The sequence below is a fragment of the Vibrio sp. 10N.286.45.E10 genome (genome assembly GCF_002874195.2).
In the GTDB taxonomy this organism is placed as follows: domain Bacteria; phylum Pseudomonadota; class Gammaproteobacteria; order Enterobacterales; family Vibrionaceae; genus Vibrio; species Vibrio crassostreae.
Genome location: NZ_MCWD02000001.1, coordinates 1,332,253 through 1,354,003, shown reverse-complemented (window position 1 = coordinate 1,354,003; position 21,751 = coordinate 1,332,253). Strand labels below are relative to the sequence as shown.

General features: G+C 43.6%; 26 protein-coding genes. 6 read left to right on the top strand and 20 right to left on the bottom strand.

Annotated features, from left to right (window positions below):
• Positions 1-139: 139 nt before the first annotated feature.
• Positions 140-517: a hypothetical protein gene (locus tag BCU34_RS06110; protein ID WP_102480561.1), complete on the bottom strand. Its 378-nt coding sequence runs from the start codon at positions 515-517 to the stop codon at positions 140-142.
• A gap of 63 nt (positions 518-580) precedes the next feature.
• On the opposite strand from BCU34_RS06110, the gene BCU34_RS06105 reads away from it, so the two are divergent.
• Positions 581-1,731, top strand: a protein-coding gene (locus BCU34_RS06105; protein WP_102480628.1) for an IS3 family transposase whose coding sequence is annotated in 2 segments (ribosomal slippage) — positions 581-824 and positions 824-1,731 — 1,152 coding nt in all. Because the reading frame shifts where the segments join, the coding sequence is not laid out codon by codon here.
• Here BCU34_RS06105 and BCU34_RS06100 read toward each other — a convergent pair.
• The 7 genes from BCU34_RS06100 to artP all read right to left on the bottom strand — a co-directional run bounded on the left by BCU34_RS06100 (position 1,728) and on the right by artP (position 7,537).
• Complete coding sequence (locus BCU34_RS06100; RefSeq protein WP_108145142.1) at positions 1,728-1,982, bottom strand: hypothetical protein; 255 nt, start codon at positions 1,980-1,982, stop codon at positions 1,728-1,730. The genes BCU34_RS06105 and BCU34_RS06100 overlap by 4 nt on opposite strands.
• A gap of 292 nt (positions 1,983-2,274) precedes the next feature.
• Entirely contained in the window at positions 2,275-3,366 is a 1,092-nt protein-coding gene (locus BCU34_RS06095; RefSeq protein WP_102479488.1) for a transposase, read from the bottom strand.
• The gene (locus tag BCU34_RS06090) at positions 3,363-4,220 is read right to left on the bottom strand and encodes a tyrosine-type recombinase/integrase (protein ID WP_099166413.1); all 858 of its coding nucleotides are present in this window, start codon (positions 4,218-4,220) and stop codon (positions 3,363-3,365) included. Before BCU34_RS06090 ends, BCU34_RS06095 begins: the two co-directional genes overlap by 4 nt.
• 381 nt (positions 4,221-4,601) lie before the next feature.
• Positions 4,602-5,270, bottom strand: coding sequence for an arginine ABC transporter permease ArtM (artM, locus tag BCU34_RS06085; RefSeq protein WP_102479039.1), 669 nt, complete (start codon positions 5,268-5,270; stop codon positions 4,602-4,604).
• Positions 5,267-5,953, bottom strand: a complete 687-nt coding sequence (artQ, locus tag BCU34_RS06080) for an arginine ABC transporter permease ArtQ (protein ID WP_017061822.1) — start codon at positions 5,951-5,953, stop codon at positions 5,267-5,269. Before artQ ends, artM begins: the two co-directional genes overlap by 4 nt.
• Before the next feature lie 3 nt (positions 5,954-5,956).
• The gene (locus BCU34_RS06075) at positions 5,957-6,688 is read right to left on the bottom strand and encodes an arginine ABC transporter substrate-binding protein (protein WP_019820795.1); all 732 of its coding nucleotides are present in this window, start codon (positions 6,686-6,688) and stop codon (positions 5,957-5,959) included.
• A gap of 120 nt (positions 6,689-6,808) precedes the next feature.
• The gene (gene artP / locus BCU34_RS06070) at positions 6,809-7,537 is read right to left on the bottom strand and encodes an arginine ABC transporter ATP-binding protein ArtP (protein WP_048658777.1); all 729 of its coding nucleotides are present in this window, start codon (positions 7,535-7,537) and stop codon (positions 6,809-6,811) included.
• A 555-nt stretch (positions 7,538-8,092) separates the two neighbouring features.
• Here artP and BCU34_RS06065 point away from each other — a divergent pair.
• Together BCU34_RS06065 and BCU34_RS06060 are read left to right on the top strand one after the other, a co-directional pair.
• Positions 8,093-9,916: an ABC transporter ATP-binding protein/permease gene (locus BCU34_RS06065; protein ID WP_102479040.1), complete on the top strand. Its 1,824-nt coding sequence runs from the start codon at positions 8,093-8,095 to the stop codon at positions 9,914-9,916.
• Positions 9,917-10,065: 149 nt separating this feature from the next.
• Positions 10,066-10,530 (top strand): acyl-CoA thioesterase, encoded by a 465-nt coding sequence (locus tag BCU34_RS06060; protein ID WP_017061819.1) that lies wholly within the window; start codon positions 10,066-10,068, stop codon positions 10,528-10,530.
• Positions 10,531-10,717: 187 nt separating this feature from the next.
• Here BCU34_RS06060 and BCU34_RS06055 read toward each other — a convergent pair whose 3' ends face one another.
• A complete protein-coding gene (locus BCU34_RS06055; protein WP_017061818.1) occupies positions 10,718-12,973 on the bottom strand; it encodes a peptidase U32 family protein in 2,256 nt (751 codons plus the stop codon).
• Positions 12,974-13,146: 173 nt separating this feature from the next.
• Here BCU34_RS06055 and BCU34_RS06050 point away from each other — a divergent pair, with 173 nt between their 5' ends.
• Positions 13,147-13,737 (top strand): glutathione S-transferase, encoded by a 591-nt coding sequence (locus tag BCU34_RS06050; RefSeq protein WP_017061817.1) that lies wholly within the window; start codon positions 13,147-13,149, stop codon positions 13,735-13,737.
• A gap of 223 nt (positions 13,738-13,960) precedes the next feature.
• Here BCU34_RS06050 and BCU34_RS06045 read toward each other — a convergent pair whose 3' ends face one another.
• Genes BCU34_RS06045 through BCU34_RS06035 form a run of 3 tightly spaced genes read right to left on the bottom strand, consistent with a single transcriptional unit; the run spans position 13,961 to position 14,952 of the window.
• Positions 13,961-14,410, bottom strand: a complete 450-nt coding sequence (locus BCU34_RS06045) for a GyrI-like domain-containing protein (RefSeq protein WP_102398034.1) — start codon at positions 14,408-14,410, stop codon at positions 13,961-13,963.
• 48 nt (positions 14,411-14,458) lie between these two features.
• Positions 14,459-14,692 (bottom strand): hypothetical protein, encoded by a 234-nt coding sequence (locus tag BCU34_RS06040; protein ID WP_108145198.1) that lies wholly within the window; start codon positions 14,690-14,692, stop codon positions 14,459-14,461.
• Between the two features lie 8 nt (positions 14,693-14,700).
• A complete protein-coding gene (locus tag BCU34_RS06035) occupies positions 14,701-14,952 on the bottom strand; it encodes a Rho-binding antiterminator (RefSeq protein WP_048658678.1) in 252 nt (83 codons plus the stop codon).
• 205 nt (positions 14,953-15,157) lie between these two features.
• On the opposite strand from BCU34_RS06035, the gene BCU34_RS06030 reads away from it, so the two are divergent.
• Entirely contained in the window at positions 15,158-15,523 is a 366-nt protein-coding gene (locus BCU34_RS06030; RefSeq protein ID WP_102479142.1) for a c-type cytochrome, read from the top strand.
• Positions 15,524-15,601: 78 nt separating this feature from the next.
• On the opposite strand, the gene catB is transcribed toward BCU34_RS06030, so the two are convergent.
• The 4 genes from catB to BCU34_RS06010 form a co-directional block, all read right to left on the bottom strand.
• On the bottom strand, positions 15,602-16,228 hold the full coding sequence (gene catB / locus BCU34_RS06025; protein ID WP_102479143.1) for a type B chloramphenicol O-acetyltransferase: 627 nt from the start codon (positions 16,226-16,228) through the stop codon (positions 15,602-15,604).
• A gap of 105 nt (positions 16,229-16,333) precedes the next feature.
• The gene (locus BCU34_RS06020) at positions 16,334-17,065 is read right to left on the bottom strand and encodes an SDR family oxidoreductase (protein ID WP_102479144.1); all 732 of its coding nucleotides are present in this window, start codon (positions 17,063-17,065) and stop codon (positions 16,334-16,336) included.
• 89 nt (positions 17,066-17,154) lie between these two features.
• The gene (locus BCU34_RS06015; protein ID WP_102431850.1) at positions 17,155-17,547 is read right to left on the bottom strand and encodes a nuclear transport factor 2 family protein; all 393 of its coding nucleotides are present in this window, start codon (positions 17,545-17,547) and stop codon (positions 17,155-17,157) included.
• Positions 17,548-17,583: 36 nt separating this feature from the next.
• Entirely contained in the window at positions 17,584-18,300 is a 717-nt protein-coding gene (locus tag BCU34_RS06010) for an HAD family hydrolase (protein WP_102431849.1), read from the bottom strand.
• Positions 18,301-18,555: 255 nt separating this feature from the next.
• Here BCU34_RS06010 and BCU34_RS06005 point away from each other — a divergent pair, with 255 nt between their 5' ends.
• Positions 18,556-18,888, top strand: coding sequence for a PBPRA1643 family SWIM/SEC-C metal-binding motif protein (locus BCU34_RS06005; RefSeq protein ID WP_048658672.1), 333 nt, complete (start codon positions 18,556-18,558; stop codon positions 18,886-18,888).
• A 96-nt stretch (positions 18,889-18,984) separates the two neighbouring features.
• Here the strand turns inward: BCU34_RS06005 and BCU34_RS06000 are convergent, their stop codons facing one another.
• The 4 genes from BCU34_RS06000 to BCU34_RS05985 form a co-directional block, all read right to left on the bottom strand.
• Positions 18,985-19,209: a hypothetical protein gene (locus tag BCU34_RS06000; protein ID WP_102479145.1), complete on the bottom strand. Its 225-nt coding sequence runs from the start codon at positions 19,207-19,209 to the stop codon at positions 18,985-18,987.
• A 134-nt stretch (positions 19,210-19,343) separates the two neighbouring features.
• On the bottom strand, positions 19,344-19,856 hold the full coding sequence (locus tag BCU34_RS05995) for an adenylate kinase (RefSeq protein ID WP_102479146.1): 513 nt from the start codon (positions 19,854-19,856) through the stop codon (positions 19,344-19,346).
• A 261-nt stretch (positions 19,857-20,117) separates the two neighbouring features.
• Complete coding sequence (locus BCU34_RS05990; RefSeq protein WP_102431847.1) at positions 20,118-20,582, bottom strand: DUF302 domain-containing protein; 465 nt, start codon at positions 20,580-20,582, stop codon at positions 20,118-20,120.
• Positions 20,583-20,733: 151 nt separating this feature from the next.
• Positions 20,734-21,738: a S66 peptidase family protein gene (locus BCU34_RS05985; RefSeq protein ID WP_102431846.1), complete on the bottom strand. Its 1,005-nt coding sequence runs from the start codon at positions 21,736-21,738 to the stop codon at positions 20,734-20,736.
• Positions 21,739-21,751: the final 13 nt, after the last annotated feature.

The following is a 21,751-nucleotide window of genomic DNA, read 5'->3' as shown; positions in this document are numbered from 1 at the left end:
GACCTCACTCGCCTTGAGAAAAGCCTCAAAGCGGTGCGCCCTTCAAGTTCAATCGTACAATTCACTTAATAAAGTGGCTTCGGGCTTGTTCAACACTCGGGATTTAGTGTTGGCTGCGCAACACCTTAATCCTTATTTGTTAAGTTTTGGCTTTAGAAATGCTGCGCAGGATGATATCCGCTTTCAGCACAATTAATTCGGTTCTACGACTGATTTTACCGACGATACTAACAAACCTTGGATACCAACGCCTTGATGTGGCGGTGACACTAAATAGTATTGCAACAACAATTACCAGAGGTATTGTAATCGGTAAAATAGCAAGCCCGAATATAAACTTAATCCCGTCCCCAAAACCCAACAGTACCTTGCCTAAAGTTAACCTTTGATCAAACTTGAAATTTCTCGTTATCACTTCTGTTAAAAGGTTAGTACCTATAGCCGCTGTAACAAAAGGAAATATGAATAAAAAGAGAGTACTTTTCTGGTCAAAGTCGTCAAACACTTCTTTAGACATTTGATCTGCACCAGAAGTTTTGGACACTGAGTTAAGTGAGTACAATCACTAACGAGGTGAACAATGACAACTAAGAAAACACGAATCAAACATGCTCCTGAATTTAAATCCGAAGCACTTAAGTTGGCAGAGAAAGTCGGTGTCGCTGCTGCGGCACGACAGCTATCGTTGTATGAATCTCAAATTTATGGATGGCGTAAAGCCGTCAAAAAAGATGCGAAAATCAGCGATAGAGAAAGGGAACTCGCCACTGAAAATGCCAAACTCAAACGGTTATTGGCTGAGCAAGCTGAAGAGCTAGATATCGTAAAAAAGGCCGCCACCTACTTCGCGAAAAATCTAAAGTAGATTGCTATGAGTTTATGCTCGAACACCTTATGCAATATAGGATTGTCCGTATGGCTAAGGTGTTTGGGGTTTCTCGAAGTGGGTTTTATTATTGGATTGATAATCGCCATAAAGTCACTCAACGCAACGAGCACCGAAAGCAGCTTGACAGCAAAGTTCGAGAAGTCTTTGATGATAAAAAGGAACGCGACGGTGCAAGGCGTATTCAAAAAGAACTTGAGGCAAATGGTAATAAGCACGATGTAAAAACCATTGCCACGAGCATGAAGCGCCAGAGCTTAGTCGCGAAGGCAGCCCGTAAGTTTAAATGTACGACAGACAGCAAGCATAGGCTTCCTGTTGCCCCGAACTTGCTAGAGCAAGATTTTAATGCGACAGCACCAAACCAAAAATGGGCTGGAGATATTACCTATCTAGCGACAAGCGAAGGTTGGATGTATTTGGCGGTTGTTATCGACTTGTACTCACGGCAAGTAGTTGGTTGGTCAATGAGCACCAGAATGACCGCGACTCTGGTCTGTGATGCGCTATCAATGGCATTGTTCCGTAGAGGCATGCCCGAAGGGGTAATTATCCATAGTGATAGAGGTAGCCAATATTGTTCAAAAGATTACAGAGACTTAATCTCAGCCCATAATCTAAAACAAAGTATGAGTAGGAAGGGAAATTGCTGGGATAACGCCTGTGTTGAAAGCTTTTTCCACTCAATGAAAGTAGAAGCCGTTCAATACGAGCCGATAATGACGCGAGAAGAGATGCGCCAAGCACTTTTTGAATATATCGAAGTTGATTATAATCGAACAAGAAGGCACAGTGCCCTTGGGTATCTAAGTCCAGTTAACTTTGAAAAACAATATGTCGCTTAATGCGGTGTCCAGTCTAACTGGAGCAGATCAGTTCGTTGAGATTCCACCCACCCCCCCGCTATCGATTTTATATTTTCTATGTACATGACAGCACCAGCAGACAAAACAATAAGTACTAAGCCAACCAAAAATACTGTCAGAGCATATGGGTTTTCTCCTGAAACCAATGATGCAATACCCATAGCTAAAAAAAGAAACATAACCCCGAATATAAGTTGCATCTCCAATGAAAACATGAAATCTAATTGCATTACTGAATACTACCTCTTAAAAACTTAACGCTTAAGTATTTATCCGTTGTCGTAGCACAATGGATAAATACCTGTTGGACTTGGCTGCTTCTATCTATGGAATTTGCTTTTTAGGACTGACTTGCGTTCCACTCTTATCATTAAGACCGGTACCCCGTCAGCCGTCCATTTTCCACTTCTAGCCGCCAATTTATCTACAGCGACTATACCCGTTGCATAATCTTTTTAAAAGCGAACAATGCCCCTCTCTCGCCATAACACAACGATAATTTTATTCATTATAATCAGACAACTAGGTCAGTTGGTACTCTGAAACGACTATCCTAGGTCTAATATTGATGCACACGAGTACCATGCTGTTGCTATGGCAGTTCGGACAACAAGGTTTCTCTTTCAGCACTTCCGATTTCTCTGCGGGTCGCTTTCGTAAGCTTTGCCTAATTTCCGCTATCGCTTTTACCCGTACAGCATTAGCTAAAAAGCCATAGTAGCGTATTCGCATTAGCCCTTTAGGCAACACATGTAAAAGTAAGCGTCGAAGTAACTCGCCCGCATTACAACACATTCTTTGCGTCCCATTGGTTCGGTAGTCTTTGTAACTCATCGTGATACGGCCATCCACGTTATAACTTAATTGGTTGGGATTTAACCCGATACGATTGCAATACCGAGATAGATAACCCACTACCGCTGTAGGCTCGTGGAGTACAGGTTTACTGTACACAACCCATCTCTTACTAGCGGCTTCCTCTAATAAATTACTGTGCGTTGCTATCAACTCGCTTACTCGACATAACATCTCTTTCTTAAAACGAACGGATAAGGCTTTAACCGGAAGCAGGTAACTCTCTTTTCTTGTCGGTTGCCATTGCCGATCTTTTGTAAGCACCCCACTCGGTAGTAGGCAATGAATATGAGTATGTTGACTCAGATTTCTTCCCCAAGTGTGAAGAACCATTAATGCTCCAAGTTGACCGACAAGGTGATGCCGCTCATTAGCAAACGCGCATAATGTTGCCCACACTGAATGAAACAAGCATTGATAAACCACCTTAGGATGCGCTTTAACCAGAGCATTGAACTCGTGAGGTAAGGTAAAAACCATATGATGGTAGGCCACAGGTAAAATATCTTGGCTTCGCTTTGTTAGCCATTGCTGTCTCATCTGCTCTTGGCAATTGGGGCAATGACGATCTCGACAAGAGCAGTTCCAACGAGTTTCATGACCACATTGCTGACAACGCCAGTCGTAACTGCCCATACGCTCCGTTCGGCAGTCTCTTAAATGGTTAAGCACTTGCCACTGTCTCGGTGTGACTTTGCTTTTATCAAGCTCTTCTAAACCTTGTGTTAATACGGCTTGGTAAGGAGATAATGCGTTCATTCGCTCTCCTCCCATAGTTGAGCAACTAAGTCGAACTTACTTCCGTCCGAGCTTTCGTTGTGATGACCTATCCAATGGGTGTACCTCAATGTCGTTTTGATATTCGAATGTCCGAGGTAACGCTGCAGAACATTCAAAGGCATGCCCGATTCGAGCTGATGAGTCGCATAAGCGTGCCTCAAGGCGTGTATTCCTCCTAATTTTCTGACGTTTGCCTCAACTTTTGCTGCTTTGAAGCACTTCTGCAAAGAGCTAATACCCAATGGCTTTTCGGGCTCTAGGCTGGGAAACAGCACTACGGTTGGGTGATAATGACGCCAGTAATTTCGAAGATGATTCAGTTGGCTATCACCCAGTGGAACAAAGCGATCTTTTTTACCTTTACCACAATGAATGTGCAGTCGTTTCGCCGTACCATCGATGTCTTTCACGTACAAGCCGACGACCTCACTGACACGTAGGCCACACCCGTAACACATTTCAAGTGCGGTCTGATATTTAAGACTTCGACAATGACTAATGATACTTCTTACTTCCTCGCGATTAAGCAGCTCCGGTATTTTACTGGCACGTTTAATCGGGGGAACCAGTCGCTCTTCAAATTCTCTATTCAAAACGGCACGATAAAAGAACAAGATAGCATTCAAAGCTTGAGCACAAGTACTACTACTTAAGCTCCGCTCTGTGGTGAGCGTACGTAAATAAGCACTAATCTGTTGATCGGTGAGTAAATCAGGGGACAGATCGTAAGTAGTAGATAGATCTTTAACCCAACGTAAATAGCTTGCATGGGTTTTCGGAGAAAAACGGCGAACCGCCATTTCATCGATAAGTTGTTGTCTTAATGGGCTCATGATGTATTCCTTAATCTATGGATACATCATAAGTTTCGTCTATCGGATAGGTGAGAGGAAAGTCCTCCGCGAAGCGGCTTAGTTCAACAGCTATTAGACCGAAAAATTCTGCATTTAAATATAGAATCTTTCTATCTAGTTTCATATGCATGGTAATCTATCACGATTAATCATAGTATTTCAGTGACTTAAAACATAGATAAACTCATTGAATGACAAAATGCAGAATGTTTCTATATAGTATGATTTTTGCGAAAATCCCACTGAACTGTACGTAAACACTGTACTCACCTTACATACCCCAAACATCAAAAAGCCTGCCATCTATGCGAACATAAATGGCAGGCTTTTATACGTTAGTTAAGCTTGTGAGTGACTGGCTTACGCGGCTTCGAAAGCGAGCGCTTTTTTCTCTACCTGACGGAAGATCAGCGTTAGTATGCCGTTCACTGCTAAGTAAAATGCGCCAGCAATGCCGAACACGGTGAGCGTGTCGTAGGTTTGGCCGTTGATACGCTGAGCGTAGCCCATCAAATCCATGATGGTGATGGTGCTGGCCAGTGATGTACCTTTGAAGACTAGAATCACTTCGTTCGAGTAAGCTGGAACTGCGCGACAAAGAGCATATGGCAGTAACACTTTAAGCGTTGCTACTTTGTCCATGCCAAGTGCGCGACATGCTTCCCACTGCCCTGCTGGAATCGCGTTGAATGCGCCTCTGAACAGTAGCGTGCTGTATGCGGCAGTGTTCAATGCTAATGCTAACATTGCACAGAACCAAGGTTGGCTTAACCAAGTCCACATGAAGCTTTCACGAATCCAATCAAACTGACCCGGGCCGTAATACACCAAGAAGATCTGCACCAATAATGGTGTGCCAGTGAACAGCGTAATGATGCCACGAGTGAACCAGTGAATCGCTGGTATTCTTAGGATTAGCGTTACCGTCATCAGCAGTGACAAGATACAGCCAACAAGTAATGAAGCACCTGTGAGTTGTAGACTGGTTACTAAGCCTTCAAGCATTTGAGAGAGGTATTGTTGATTCATGCCATTGCCCCTTTGTTACCCAAACCTTGAATAGAGAACTTACCATCAATCACTTTTACCAATCTTTGTGTGATTAAAGTGATGACCAAGTAGATTGCTGCTGCTGTCGCGTACCAAGTAAATGCTTCGTGCGTTGCCGCTGATGTTAGTTGTGCTTGTTTCAGCAAATCTGTTACACCAATCAGCGAAACTAATGCAGTGTCTTTCAGTAACACTAACCATTGGTTGGTTAACCCTGGTAGTGCGTGTCTTACCGCTTGAGGTAACACGATACGAAAGAATGCACGAGACTGAGAAATACCCAGCGCGCTTGCTGCTTCTCTCTGCCCTTTGCTTACTGCTTTTAATGCACCACGCAAGGTTTGCGAAGCGTAAGAAGCAAAAATAAGTGACAGTGCAACAACACCAGATAAGAACGGGCTCACTTCTATGAAATCGCCAGTGATCATGAACAGAACTTGTGTCGAACCAAAGTAGATAAACAGTACGACCAGAATTTCTGGTAAACCACGAACAATCGTCACAAATGCAGTCGTTGGCCATTTGATTGCGATACGACGAGACATCTCACCACTTGCAAACAAAACTGCTAGAACCAATCCAACCAATAGGCTTACGAACGCAAGCTGAACAGTCATCCAGCTTGCTTCGACGAGCCCTAAAGAGTAACCCGTTAATTCCATAAATTACTTACCGAAGTACTTGTTGAAGATCTTGTCGTATTCGCCGTTCGCTTTCACTGCTGCCAGTGCAACGTTAAGCTGGTCTACAAGCTCTTGGTTGCTCTTGTTTACTGCGATGCCAAAGCCGTTACCGAAGTACTCTTGGTTTGTTACTTGGTCGCCAACGTACGTTAGGTTGTCTTCTTTCTTGAACCATTCAGCTACAACAGCTGTGTCACCGAATACAGAATCGATACGACCGTTCTTCATGTCGATGAATGCATCTTGGTAGCTTGAGTAAGGTACTGCTGTTACGCCAGTCATTTGCTCAAGTAGGTAGCTCTGGTGAGTCGAACCATTTTGAACACCAACACGCTTGCCTTCTAGAGCGGCTTGGTCTGCTACTTTGCCTTCGAAAGAGATGAATGCTGCAGAGTTATCGTAGTAAGCGTTAGAGAAGTTTACTTGTTGAAGACGCGCTTCAGTGATGTCCATTGCTGAGATAGCGGCATCGTAACGTTTGAATTTAAGTGCAGGGATCAAGCTATCGAACGCTTGGTTGTGGAAAGTACATGTCGCTTTCATCTCTTCACAAAGTGCGTTTGCTAGATCTACATCAAAACCTTGGATTTGGTTGTTCTCATCCATGTATTCGAATGGTGCGTAAGTTGCTTCCATTGCGAATTTGATTTCTTCTTGAGCTGCTGCGTTGAAAGAAGCAAGGCCGATAAGTGAAGCTAGTAGAATCTTTTTCATTTTGTTACTCCGAATACTGTGTAATAGCGGCCTGTGGCCATTCTTATAATTTGATTGTTTTAATTGATGTTGTGTTTAGCTAAATCTAGTGAGTCAACTTTCTTTTAATAACTGACTTACTTAATGAGTAAGATACTCAGCAAACTCTGGAGTCTGCGGGTTAATAAATGCGTCGTTGGTGCCGTGTTCCACGATGTAACCCTTCTCAAGGTAAAGAACATGGCTTGCAATCTTCTTGGCGAAATCAACTTCGTGAGTCACAACAACCTGAGTGATCCCAGTGCCGCTTAGCTCTTTGATGATGCTAACAACTTGGTTGGTGATCTCTGGGTCGAGTGCTGCCGTTGGTTCATCAAACAACAACACATCCGGTTTCATCATAAGAGCACGAGCAATCGCAACACGCTGTTGTTGACCGCCAGATAGTTGAAGTGGCCAAGCGTCTGCTTTGTCAGCAAGTTGAAGTGTCTTTAGTACTTCTTGAGCTTGCTTAATCGCTTCTTGCTTATCCAAACCCGCCACTTTGGTTGGTGCTTCAATCAAGTTTTCCATCACCGTCATGTGTGGCCATAAGTTGTATTGCTGGAACACCATGCCGACTTTACGACGAAGTTTAAGCCCCTGCTTCTCTTGGATTTGGCTTGAAAAGTCGAATTGCTCGTTCGCAATGTCTAATTCGCCGTTGTCCGCGATTTCTAGCAGGTTCAATACACGCAGTAATGAACTCTTGCCCGCGCCGCTTGGGCCAAGCAATACCAAGGTTTCGCCACTCTCACAGTCGAAACTGATGTCGTGAAGAACTTGGGTATCACCGTATGATTTGTTGATGCTCTTTACTTGAATACTCATGCCACAATACTGCATTAATTGTCATTTGTTGGTTATTCTATTCAATCCGAGTTTTTATGCAAGAAAAATGTATAAAAAACTACTTTGTTGAATTTTTGTAACAAATATTGCACAAAAAACAGTCGCTATAACTGGTCTTACAACCAAAAGTTGCAAGTCATTGATAAAGTTAATATCGAGACAAAACGCAATCGTTTCGCTATCAATTTATAAATCATCGTTCGATTGGTAACTTATGAGTGCACTCTCCTATAAACGCCAATTTACTTGCATAAAAATTAGGGGTAAATCCCCTGCTTTGGTATCGAGCTGACAGAATCAGAATGCTTAGTTTTCCTTTCAGGTCGTTGCGAATTATTCATTTAGAGGTGAGGAAATATTGGAAATTGAGTTTCCTAGGGAGCGTCACAGCGCAATAAATGCTTTAATGGGTTCTATTCTCAATAGCAATTACTTCCCAGCGAACAACGCGCAGTACAGGCAATAAGTCATAAACCATAAGCAATAAGTAATAAGCCATCTATTTTTAAAGCGACAACACATTAAGGCAGTCATATGCAAAACGATGTCTCTTCTACGCTCGACTCAAACCAGCGACAGACTCAAAAGAATCCCGATGCCAAACCTGAGAAAAAAAGCCTCAGTATTTTGTTTGAGCTCAGTAAATTCATTAAGCCTTATAAAGGTCGTGTTATTGCAGCGTTGATCGCGTTGATCTTCACGGCAAGCTTAACCCTTTCCGTCGGACACGGTATTCGTCTTCTCATCGACCAAGGTTTCAGCCAACAATCACTCTCAGATTTAGGCAGCGCGATTCAATTCATCATGGTCGTGGTCGTATTGATCTCGATTGGTACTTTCTTCCGCTTCTATTTGGTTTCTTCTGTTGGGGAACGCGTGAGTGCGGACATTCGCTTGTCGGTTTTCAATCATGTCGTTACGCTGCATCCGAGTTACTTCGAGACCAATGGCAGTGGAGACATCATGTCGCGCATCACAACGGATACTACTCTGCTTCAAAGCATCATAGGTTCATCGTTCTCTATGGCGATGCGCAGCGCGTTGATGTGTGCAGGTGCAATCATCATGTTGTTCGCGACCAATATTAAGCTGACGTTGATTGTATTGGCCTCGGTACCGTTTATCTTGATTCCGATCCTTGTGTACGGGCGCCGTGTAAGAGCCCTATCTCGCCAAAGCCAAGATTCCATGTCTGATGTGGGTTCTTACGCAGGTGAGGCAATTGAGCACATTAAAACGGTGCAAAGCTACAGCCGAGAAGAGCAAGAGAAAGCATCATTCGCGGTAGAAGTGGAAAAGGCGTATGAGATTGGTCGCCAGCGTGTAAAACAGCGCGCGATTCTTATTTCTGGCGTTATCGTGATTGTATTTAGTGCTATTGCAGGCATGCTTTGGGTTGGCGGCAGTGATGTTATCAACGGCACTATGTCGGCTGGTGACTTAGCGGCGTTTGTGTTCTACGCAATTATGGTTGCTTCATCGTTAGGTACGATTTCTGAAGTGATGGGTGAACTGCAACGCGCGGCAGGTGCGACCGAGCGATTAATCGAGATCCTACAAGTTGAAAGCCATATTGTTGCGCCAGTTGCGAATCCAACTTCGCTTGCTAACGTAACGCCAGAAGTTGCATTTGATGATGTGACCTTCTGTTATCCATCAAGACCGGACCAACCCGCAACAAGCAACCTCACGCTTACTGCCCATGAAGGCAAAGTGTTGGCACTGGTTGGCCCGTCTGGCGCAGGTAAAACTACCCTGTTCGAACTGCTGCAACGTTTCTACGACCCACAAGTGGGTAAGGTCACCTTAGGCGGTGTTGAACTGAATCAGTTTGATCCTAACGAGCTAAGAAAGCAGATGGCATTGGTACCGCAACAACCTGCTCTGTTCAGTAACGATGTGTTCCATAACATTCGCTACGGCAACCCGCAGGCAACAGACGAGCAAGTGATCGAAGCGGCGAAGAAAGCGCACGCACACGAGTTCATTCAAAACCTACCTGATGGCTACAACAGCTTTCTTGGTGAACGTGGTGTAAGGCTTTCTGGTGGGCAGAGACAACGTATTGCTATCGCACGTGCCATCTTGAAAGATCCAAATATTCTATTGTTGGATGAAGCAACCAGCGCACTAGACAGTGAAAGTGAGCATCACGTACAACAAGCGTTAGAAGAGTTAATGCGTGGCAGAACGACGATCATTATCGCCCATCGATTATCAACAATTAAACACGCCGACCAAATTGCGGTGCTCGATAAAGGACAACTAGTAGACATCGGCGACCACCAGTCTCTCATCAATAGCTGCGAATTGTACCAACGCTTGGTTGAGCTGCAATTCAAACACCTTAGTGCCTAACTATTGAGTGGATGTGCAACTAAGTCACTGACATTGTGTGGTTTCAAGCTTCAAAAACTTAAATCACGCGTGTTGCAGTTTTGTTAATTTAGCGGTAGGGTTTTTATTCCAATAACAACTTATCCCTACATAACAATAAGAGAGTTCGCATGGAAGCACTATTATCTGACTACCCGGTAGTAACAGAAATCCCTGTCGCTTGGGGAGAAATGGACGCACTCAATCACGTTAACAACGCTGTATATTTTCGCTATTTCGAAACCGCTCGCTTAGATTTTTTCAAGCACGTCGAGCTGATGGAAGAGATGGCGATTACCAAAGTTGGTCCTGTTCTTGGTGACACTTACTGTAAGTATTTCCGCCCAGTCACGTATCCAGATACCTTGATGGTCGGCTCACGTGTTACCGATATTCAAGATGACCGATTCACCATGGAATACGCGATTGTCAGTAAGGCTCAACAGAAACTGACGACCGTTGGCACTGCGACTATCGTGATGTTTGATTTTGCTTCGAACCAGAAAGCCCTGCTCTCGCTGCGCTTAACCAATGAAATCGAAAAGATGAACACGTTGAAAAGCCCATGCTTCAAACAAGAAGCCGTGACAGAATAACGTATTCGTTGGTTGAGAAAGATTCAGAAAGTTTCAGACATTAAAAAGGCCACTCGATTGAGTGGCCTTTTGTTTATTGGTTCAGAGTGCTTATAAGCGGTTGAGCGTTATAAACCTTGAACGCTCTTTGCGTTAGAAGCTATAAGCCTTACAGCCCATAGACATTGAACCCTATAAACCTTGTACGCTATAGACCTTGCACGTACTGAGCATTAGTTCGAACTTCAACCATCTGCTCTAGGTTCTGTTGTGAACCTTCAACGCCGTTCAGTAGCGCTTCGAAATGCTTGATAAGCTCAACTTTGTCTTTCACTTCTTTAGAACCTGCACCGATGTTGGTTAGGTCAATGAAGAACTCGTCGAACAGACCAGAGAAGTCAGTTACTGCGTCGTGGTTCAAGAACTGCTCGTGGTTGTAAATGCTTGGGTAGCCACCCTTCTGTTTATCAACCGCAAAAGAGATGCCTTTCACGTTGGTAATCGTGGTCGCTTTCTCACACTTCAACATACAACCTGCTTCGATGCTTGGCTTGTTACAACCCACGGTTCTTTGGAAGAAACACTGACGGCTGGTCATCATCAAGATTGGGTGGTAAATGCTGTAGAACAGTTTGAAGTTCTCTGGGCGACGAATATGACGAATCTGACCTTTGTTGATCTCGTTCGAAATGAATGCGCCTGCACAGTTCAGCTCTTCTTTCAGAGTAACCAGTGCGTGAGAGTTGGTCGTGTTCATGAACGGGCCTGCAACCCACTCAATACCCATCTCGTAAGCTTTGTAAGCAATACCCGTGTTGTTGGTTACGATGCGAGCTGGCTTGATCTCTTCAAGAATACGAACCGCTTCGTCGTAATCTTTACCGATCAATACCGCTGGGAACCAAGGAATCAAACGTGGGTTTGCTGCCAAGATGTCGATGTACTTGTTACAACGCTTCTTGAAGCTTTCTGGAAGTTTGAAGTAAACATCCGCGTCAGTCACGTCACACAGGTGTAAGTCTTCTACATCGGCGATAAGCATCGACATAGTCGGCTTCTCGTTCACTTTAGGGTGCTGAGGCAGTGCTGGCACTTCAACGTGCTTAATCACTTCCACAGAGCCGTTCAGAATGAAGTCGATCTCGTCTTTTAGGTCTGAAACTTCTTTTAGAGGAATCAACAAGCCTGCATCCACTTCACTGAAGTCGTGGCTTTCTAGCGTGTGAACTGCACTCTTCACGTTTTTGAATCGCTTCTCAAGTAGCTCTTGAGTAATCGCCTTCTCTTCAACCGCTTTCAATAGCGATTTAGATTGAAGAGTAAAGTTCTCTTTTGGCGTGTTCACAGTCACCGTAAATGGTTGACCCACTTTTACGCTGAACGACAGTGCTACTGGTGTCTTGCGAATATCAAGGAACTCGATCTTGTCACGCATTTCGTTACCAAGAACGTCTTTCGCTTGGTGAAGTTCGTTGGTCACTTCTTGAATCTGTACAACTGAGATTTCGTTGTTCTGCTCCGTCGCTTTTTCAACAGCGTAGTTCATGCTGTTGTCGCGCGGGTTATCGATGAACATGTCTTTCGTTAGGTTGCCCTTTAGGAAAGAGTTGGTGAAATCACGGTTGAATACTTTGTGTAGGTTCGAATCGTCTTCGATCAACAAACCACTTTCTACAAAGCTATCAATCTGTTTACGCCATGTGTCTACCACAGTGTAAACGTAGTGTGCGCCTTTAATACGGCCTTCTACTTTCAATGAGTCGACTTTCGCATCAACCAATTCAGGTAGGTCGTAGTAAGCTGAGTTATCTTTCAGGTTAAGTGGGAACTTGTTGCCCGCGTTGGTGATTTCGTACTCATCACGACACGCTTGGCTACAACGACCACGGTTACCTGAGTTACCCACACTTACTGAGCTTGAGTAACATTGACCAGAGAATGCGATACACAGAGCGCCGTGTACGAACACTTCGGTTAATACGTCGTGATCGTGTGCCACTTCCGTCAGCATCTTGATTTCAGGCAGGTTCAACTCACGAGACAAGTTAACGCGCGTCGCGCCAATCTTAGACAAGAACTTAATCTGGCCTTCGTTGTGCGTAGTTAACTGAGTCGACGCGTGAACGTCTAACGATGGGAAATGCTTCTTAACCAGGTTGAATAAACCCAAGTCTTGAACAATGATGCCGTCCACTTTGGTGTTCACAAGCTGGTTCAGCAGTTTGGTGATGCTCTTAGTCTCGTGCTCCAGTAGCACAACGTTAAGAGTCAGGAACACTTCACAGCCGTATTCATGAGCAAGGCGAATCACACCATTCAATTCGTCTAACGACAGGTTAGAGGCTCTGTTACGAGCGTTGAATGTGTCTAAACCACAATAAACTGCATTAGCACCCGCTACGATGGCGGCTTTTATCGCTTCTACATCGCCACCTGGGGCTAATAACTCAATTTTTCTGCTCATTTTTGAAGTCGCTCACTTACTTATAATTTTTAAGCCGCGTATTCTACCCACATCACGATCTCTTTACCACCGTACAACACTTTTCAAACTAAATGACCTCAATAATGCCGAACGAATCCGATCTACCTATCCTTTATTCTTTACGCCGTTGCCCTTATGCAATGCGCGGACGAATGGGCATCGCACTATCACAGCAAAAAGTGTTACTTCGAGAAATCGTTACCAAAGACAAGCCTAGCGAACTATTGGCCAGTTCGCCAAAAGGAACAGTGCCTGTATTGGTGTTACCCAATGGACAAGTCATTGAACAGAGCTTGGATGTGATGAACTGGTCACTCCAACAAAACGATCCTCAAGATCTTCTGCGTTCAAGCAATCCAACGCTTAGCGAACAAGTTCAGCAGCTCATTAAAACCAACGATGAAGAATTTATTGGTCACTTAGAAAGGTATCGTGCATCGGTTCGTTACCGAAACATCGATGTTGAACAACGCCGACAAGCCTGCGAAACCTTCATTAAGCAGTTAGAAGTGCGACTTACAGATCAGCCCTACTTTTTTGGAGAAAGCCCAAGCTTGGCCGATTTTGCGGTGATGCCTTTCGTCAGTCAGTTTGTGCGAGTCGAAAAGAAGTGGTTTGTGAAATCGGAATATCAAAACGTAGGACGTTGGTTAAGAGCGCACCTTGAAAGTAAGCTCTACACCCAAGTCATGAAGCAATACCCTTTGTGGAATGAAACCAAGCAAGATTGTCTTTTTGGATAACTTAAGAGAATTTTGGGTGACTTAAGGGTATCTAGGGTGATCTAGGGGAATTCTGGAATAGATAATTCCTAGGTATTAAAGTAGTTACGTGACACTGTATCTTCTTTGTAAAGAACAGATATTCAAAGGCTTAACTGGGATTCCGTTGTCTCTTTACCGGTAACTACTGTCTCTTAACTGGCAAACACAGTCTAAGCTAAGCCTTTTGTTCATTTTAACCTGATCACTGAATCGCTATCGAAATCTCGACTTCAGTTTCACCTTTGTAAAATTCAAAGTCTGTTGTGTAAGTTCTCACATGTGGGCAATCCGCTGCGTTGAAGTACGCCCACACCTCTCCCCATAAATCGATGACCGCTTGAGGAAGTTCACCTTCAGCAGAAAACGTCAGATATTTGCCTGCTTCAATCTTGGTTTCAATAAGATTATTTAAGTCTTGATCCGTTAACGCATTAGCACACGCGATAACATCAAACTCACCCGTAAAATCAGACTCGTAATTAGTGTAGACACCGTACACTTTTGAATCCGGCGTCAGTTTGGGAAAAGCCTGATCAAAAAAGCCCTGCCACAATTGACCTATCTTCGCTTTAGTTGGGTCAACCTCATCCTGATTAGTGGTTCTTACTGAAAACCCATACGCCTTTACGGCTTCAATCGTTTCTACTTTCATTCGTTTTATCCCTAAGCCAACGATGGTTTGAGCATATTGAATCGATACCTAATCTTCAATCTCTTTGTGACCACACTTCTCACACACTATATGACGAGAAAATTCGTCCATAGATGCGATAAAAGGCCCCAAAAACCACCCTTTAATTACGCCTGCGATAAATTCATGTCGCTTTTTGTTTGGCTTGCCTGCAAATGCACTTTCCTTTCTAACCAAAACAACAACGTGTTGCGTGCGTTCACGACAAGATGTGCAGTAGCCTTGTTCTATTGAATTATTCATATGTCACCCTATGACGTTTTGAAAGATATTTGCTTAAAATGAGGGTTGTCGACACACACTTCTAATTCGATAATTTCAGTCAACACAACAAGTTGTTCTCGACCTTCAACACTTAGCTTGATGCACTCTTCTCGGTCTTGGTTACGCTTAGTATCTAAAGCAACACCTTCAACCCATTCACCAGAATTCAAAGTCAGCTTAATTGGGTACCGGTGCATACACACAATTTCAATATAATCGTAATCACTGCAACTAATCATAATACCTCCCATTCATCCATCACGCTAATGCGGCACGCTGTACTATGCAAACTGTTTATAATCAATCATTTACTTAGATCACATTGCTTACCTTTAATCACATAAGCGAATTTAAGTTAAGTTTAGTCTCGCTGTAATCATTCACGTTTCTTTTACTCACGCTTATTTATTCTTGCACCGTTAAATAACAATCGAGAATAAAACAATGAAATACATCAACCAGTTACGCGTGTTAGCTTTCTTGGGTTTAGTCGCTTCAATGATGGCGTTTAGTGCGAGTGCTGCCTCAGAAGTCGATGCGAGCCACTTCGCCAATGGCAAAACCAAATATCGACAGCTTTGTCAGGTGTGTCATGGCGACAAAGGTCACGGAGACGGGCCTACAGCCGCTTCATTGCCACACAAGCCCGCTAACATCGCTAATAAATTGAGCGGCTTTTTTACCAGTCCAAGTTCTTTGGCGGATGACATTTTAGAAGGCGATGTAGAGCAAGGCAGGCCAGCGTGGCAAGGTGTAATCACAAAGCAAGATGCTCTGGATATTCTGACGTACGTAGAAGCAATTCAGTAAGTTTTCACTTGTTTGAGTATTCTTGTATAAACATCATGTGGGAATATATTTTCACGCGAAGCTATATCGGGAAGGCGACTACTTGAGCGCCTTCCAGTATTGGTAAAGTCCACCGATATCTGAAGAACACATCAGCGACATTGCACCTTTGATTTGCTCTTCGCTCCATTCCCACCATTTCATTTCTAATAGCAGTGTAATTTCCGCTTCGCTAAAGCGGTATCGAATGTGGCGTGCTGGGTTCGAACCGACAATCGAGTATGGTGCAACGTCTTTAGTCACAACCGCTCGACTTGCAATGATAGCCCCATCACCGACCTTAACACCGCTCATAATCATCGCTTCTGTACCGATCCACACATCGTTACCAATCACAGTGTCGCCTGAGCGTTCAAAGCCGTCTATCGCACCTTCAAACTTCTCATCCTCTTGATAGAAAAACGGGAATGTACTCACCCACTGGTTTTGATGGCCTTGGTTGCCCGCCATCATGAACACGGCGCCAGAACCAATCGAGCAATAGCTACCGATGATTAACTTATCGATGTCGCTTCTATCCGGTAAAAGGTAACGCGCACAGTCATCAAAGCTGTGGTTATGGTAGTAACCCGAGTAATAACTGTGCTCGCCCACAATGATATTTGGGTTAGTCACTTGTTCTTTGAGTGACTTGCCGACAAACGGGCTTTCAAAATAGTTTTTCATGTTTGTACTCTTAGTTTCGTTCTTTTAGTTAGGTACTTTTGTTGCTTGGTTCTTCACAAGCGTTTTTTAGAGCCTACGTTCTCTTAATTTTAGAGCCCCTAAGCCCTATCGACCGCCCGCAATATCAATAAATGAGCCAGTGACATATGAAGCTTCATCTGATAACAACCAAGCGATAGAGTTCGCGACTTCTTCTGGTGTGCCACCTCGTTGTAACGGTAGCTGCGAAGCTAGTCTGTCTACGCGATCAGGCTCTCCGCCGTCTGCGTGCATCTCAGTATAAATACAACCTGGCCTTACGCCATTCACTCGGATGTTACGCGCTGCAAGCTCAAGTGATAGTCCTTTGGTCAGTGAATCCATCGCACCTTTCGATGCTGCGTAATCCACATACTCAAACGGTGCACCTGTGCGAGAAGCGGCAGACGATACATTCACAATCGACCCTGTACCATCGGCTTGTTTGATAAAGGCTTTACTGCATAAGAAACAGCTTGAGACATTCGATTTCATGACCTTTTCAAAGCGATCAATCTCGATGTCTTCTAGTACAGATTGGGTAAATAAGATGCCAGCGTTATTGACCAAGTGGGTAATTGGCCCAAGCTTATGACGGGCAATTTCGAACAGGGACTTTACGTCAGATTCTACCGACACATCGGCACGCACACAGATAGCAGTACCGCCCTGATCGCGTATCTCATTCACCAGTTCATCAGCTCTTGATTCATTGTGTATGAAATTGACACACACCGCATAGCCTTGTTTTGCTAATAGCTTCGATGTAGCGGCACCAATGCCTCGGCTTCCGCCTGTAACGATTACGATCTTGTTCATGAAATCTCCTAACTAGCTGACTTTTATTTATCTGATTGTTGTTATGCACATACTCTATTGTGAGCTTCGTGTTATTGCATTTGGCCTTGTTACTTAAGTGATTTAGGGCTCGCTATCTGAACCCACTTTGCACGCCACGCTTGTGCAGCAAAGCCATCTGGCCAAAACTCAGTTTGCTTTTGGATTAAACCATCAACAACCGTGTGAAAGGTAATCACGCGATCGTTTAATACGCTGTCCGTCACTGATACATCGGTCACGACGGTATCACCTTCGCAAACAATCGAGTTCAGCTCAAACTTCCAAATCCCATTCGCTGGGTATTCAGAGTTGATCGCTGTGAAGTTATCACGCCCTACCGTCAATTCAGACGACTGAGGCCAATAACCTTGAAAATCTTCCGCTAGCCATTCGGCCGCTTTGGCAAAGTCGTTGGTGCGCATTGCGTCCCAAAAACCTAATACCACGTCTTTTGATGTCATTATTCTTCCTTAAATTATCAAGTCCGTTAAAAGCGATTAAGCATATTTACCAATGATCGTTAAAAGATCATCGACATTATTAGCAATGTAATCGGGTTTGGTTTGCCAGTTTTCGGGTTCAGAGCGGCTATAACCCGCTGCTACCGCAATGACTTTTGCTTTATCGCCAAGTGCAGCTTCGATATTGCGTGCAAACTGTGTGTCCGCTTCATGATCGCCGATATACATCAAACAGAGTTCATCGGTTTGCGCTTTATCAAAGATATTTTTAACACACTTGATACCACCGAATGGATGCGGTTTTTGGTTGCCATTTGATACGTCGTCATAACCGACAACCGATTTAAACAAATCACCAATGCCATAACTGTCGAGTACACCACGAATATTCAATTGAGAGTTTTGAGAGCAAATACCATGAGGAAGATGGGCGAACTGGCTAATCACCACTTCCATTCCATCAAACAGCGCGACTGGCGTTTGATTTTTCTCTTGATGCTCGGCCCACATTCCACCCGCTATCAACATTTCGTCATGTGATAACCCGTAATAATCGACATATAAGGCTTGCCAGTTTTTAGCGCCGTGGTTGGCTTCATGATAAAGCGCTTCACTCAACAAGTATTTGGGTAAATTATCACCTGACAAGTGTGGAGCAACCGCAGAGATTATATCTTTGGTAATCGCGATATTTTTGGGAACAGAATTGACTAAGGTTCCATCATAATCCCATAGAATGGCATCTAATTTCATACACTATCTCTTTGTTTAAATTAACAATTTGAATTTATCATTCAAAAGCGTATTAAGGGAAATCTTATTGTCTTGAATTTCAAAATTTATCTAATCAGAGCAAAGCTAGATAACAATCCGTTGCTCGCGAGCAAAAACCAAACAGCCTTTACTCACATCACTGCTTTATCAATTGCAATATATGCGTATAATCCCCGCTCCATTGCGCTATCGCCATTAAAAATAGCGCCTTTCAACATTTTTAATGAGTACCCAATGTCGAAACTATTTTTCAAAGGCCGTATCGAAACAAGACAGAACCACGTTCTTGCAGGCTACAACGTAAACCGCGATGTGAAAGCGGGTACTGAAGAATCTCCAATTGCTGTAATGGTTCAAACTGACGCACGTAAAGCAGAAGTCGAAGCACTAGCTGCTGAAAATACTATCTTCGTTACCGTTACAGTAAACGCGGACAAAGAAGAGAACACCATCGAGCTTGATACTCTACTAAACAAGCCAAAAACGATGACGTTTGAAAAGACCCCTAACCGTAATGATCCATGCTCTTGCGGTAGCGGTAAGAAATACAAGAAGTGTTGCGCATAAGGCTTCTCACTAAAACTACCAATAGCGCGATGAATTAAGTAATACCTAACGGGAAGATCATTGAGGTCTTCCCGTTTTTATTTGTATAAGCCAAACTCAATCTAAGTTGTCTGGTGTACGTAAATTGGTTCCACATTTTGTACATTTATAGTCACCGTTTTCGCCACTTGAAGATAGCGACGATAAAATCATTCCAAGCAACCCTGGCTTCTTTTCATGTTGTGGCGCTTTTTCGGCTTGGTTACTGAACATAGTGTACTTGTGGAGTGTCAGTTCCTTACAGTTACAGCAGAACGCTCTCGTCTTCTCACTTCCATACATAATATCTATCGCCTTAATTCAAAGCACAAACCACATATATGACAAATATGCCACACGTTGAATTAAATCTAAACATATTCATGAAGTTATGAGCAAACCAAAACGTTGAAAGCAACGCGCGGCATTAATGACCATTACACGTGTCGATGAACAAAGTTATTCAATTCACTCACGCTTCTGATTATGTGAACCTCTTTCTCTTTTGCGTGAAATTCTAATCGCGCTCTAAAGTCATCATTCCAAAATTTTGGGCAGAGTTTTAGTGTCTTATAACTTTGTATCGTACCTTTTATAACTGAACTTCCATCAGGCCAGCCTTCAGGTTTAACGAACATCCCTTTTAGCATTCGCTTTGTGACGAACCAGTAACTAATGGGATAAGGAAGGTCGATATAAACCAAGGTATCAGCTGCACCTAAACGTGCATTGAATGAACCTAATGGGCCAAATCCATCGATGATCCAGCTTTCTGACTTAAGTATACTCTCATGAGCCTGCTCGAATACTTCACGTTCAACAAACTCTCCACTGGCCTTATAAACAATAGAGTCCAACTGGTGAAGCTCTATACCTGTAGCTAGCGCTAACGCTTTGCTGACTGTGGACTTTCCACTCCCAGGCTTGCCAAAAACCGCGATCTTTCTCATATGACTTCCTCTCTATTCAGATAAAACCCATAAGACAGATACAAAAAACCCACCTTACGGGTGGGTTCGATAAACAAAACGCATCAACAATCCCACCATTCCTATGGAATGATGATAATTCGTTGGTTAGATGGCGCTAAATTCAGTTTCATAAAACTACTTTTATATATTGTTGCTTAATTGTCAACACAATGACTAATGAGCGATATCATCGTCATATCGCACCCACTAATAGTCTTAATGAGTGCTTATTGGTCTTGGTTATTTAGCTTTCTTTTTCGCCACTGCCGCTTCCGATAGCTTGCTTAATACGCCCGATATTTTCTTAACTAACTCGTCACAGCCATTGATCGCGTGACGTTCTACCAAGTAATTAGGATCGTTGTAAGATAACCATACTTTCTTACTAGAATCTTCAGTGACTAACACCTTCTGCGGTAAATCTATCGCGACTTCTTGAGCACATTGCATTAATGGTGTCCCTACTTTCGGGTTACCAAAGATGATGACTTCCGTTGGTCTCAATTCAAGATCGACCTTACTCGCGTTTTTCTGATGGTCGATTCTCGCAAACAAGGTCAAACCTTTGCTCTTGGCGATTTCTTCAAAGCGGTCAGCAGTCTCTTTCACTGAGTAATTACTTTGGTATTTAATCAAACCATCAGAAGCCGCAGCTGAAAATGATGCCGAGAGTAAAATGGCGCATAGTGGTAGTAATTTTTTCATCGTCACCTCTGAGATTTAACCTAATCAAACTTAAATTCATAGCGCCACCTCTAAAATCAGCGACGTAACCCATGTCAGTATAGACGCGTTTCCATTCTCAGTTTGCAGAGAGGATCACTTTTCTAATGCGTCTTATTATCATCAGTTTAGGTTAACTCGACGCTAACCATTGGCTTTGAAGCTTGAATGTTTGGTCATTAAAATCAATAGTACCTTGCACACCTAGTGGCGTGACTAGCATAGGATGAGTGTGGCAACTGTCGAAGCCATATAGGATCGGGACATTATTACCATTCAGTACTTCAACAAGTACATCGAGTGGTGTTCGCCCTGTCCCTTTATCATCAAACAGTTCATGTTTGCCGAGTACAATAGCGCCTACTTTATCGAATACTCCGCAAGCCAATAAGTGTGCGAATGAACGCTCGACCGCTTCAATGCCTTTTAGTGAATCTTCAATAAGAAGAATGTCGCCAGACTGAATTTCTGGCATGTATTCACTGCCCCAAATCCCCGCCATCGTACTCAAGTTGCCACCAATCACGCGACCGCTGACTTGACCTCTTCCCATGAAGTGCCATTCGTTATTGTAAACTGGCTTTGCAGAGTTTTGAGTTTCCCAATCGTATTTAATGTCCGTCCAACTCTCAGGCATCGTGTACTGATGTTGGCTCGAATCCGAACATAAGATGTCAGTAAACGATTGGAAGGTTTCGTCGACTAACGGCGGGAGCTCACCAAATGACGCGACGAGTGCCGGGCCATAGAAAGTCACCAATCCGGTTTTAGCGTAGATGCCTAACAGTAATGCTGTGGCATCTGAATAGCCGACGATGATCTTAGGGTTGTTTCTAAGGGCATCATAATCGATGTATGGCAACAGTGAATTGCTGTTGTTACCACCAATGGTCGACATAATGCAGCGCACGTCAGGATCTCGAATGAGCTGATTGAGTTCTTCAGCTCGCGCTTGAATGGAACCAGAACGATACCCTTCTGACTCTCCAGTTAACGAACCTTCAACTAGAATGAAGCCCTGCTTTTCCAAATAACGTTTAGCACGAGCAAATCGATTAGGTGCAAAGACAGTTGCGGGCGATGACGGTGAGAAAAATCCGATTTTGTCACCGATATTTAAAGCTTTTGGGTATATCACTCGTTTGTCCTCC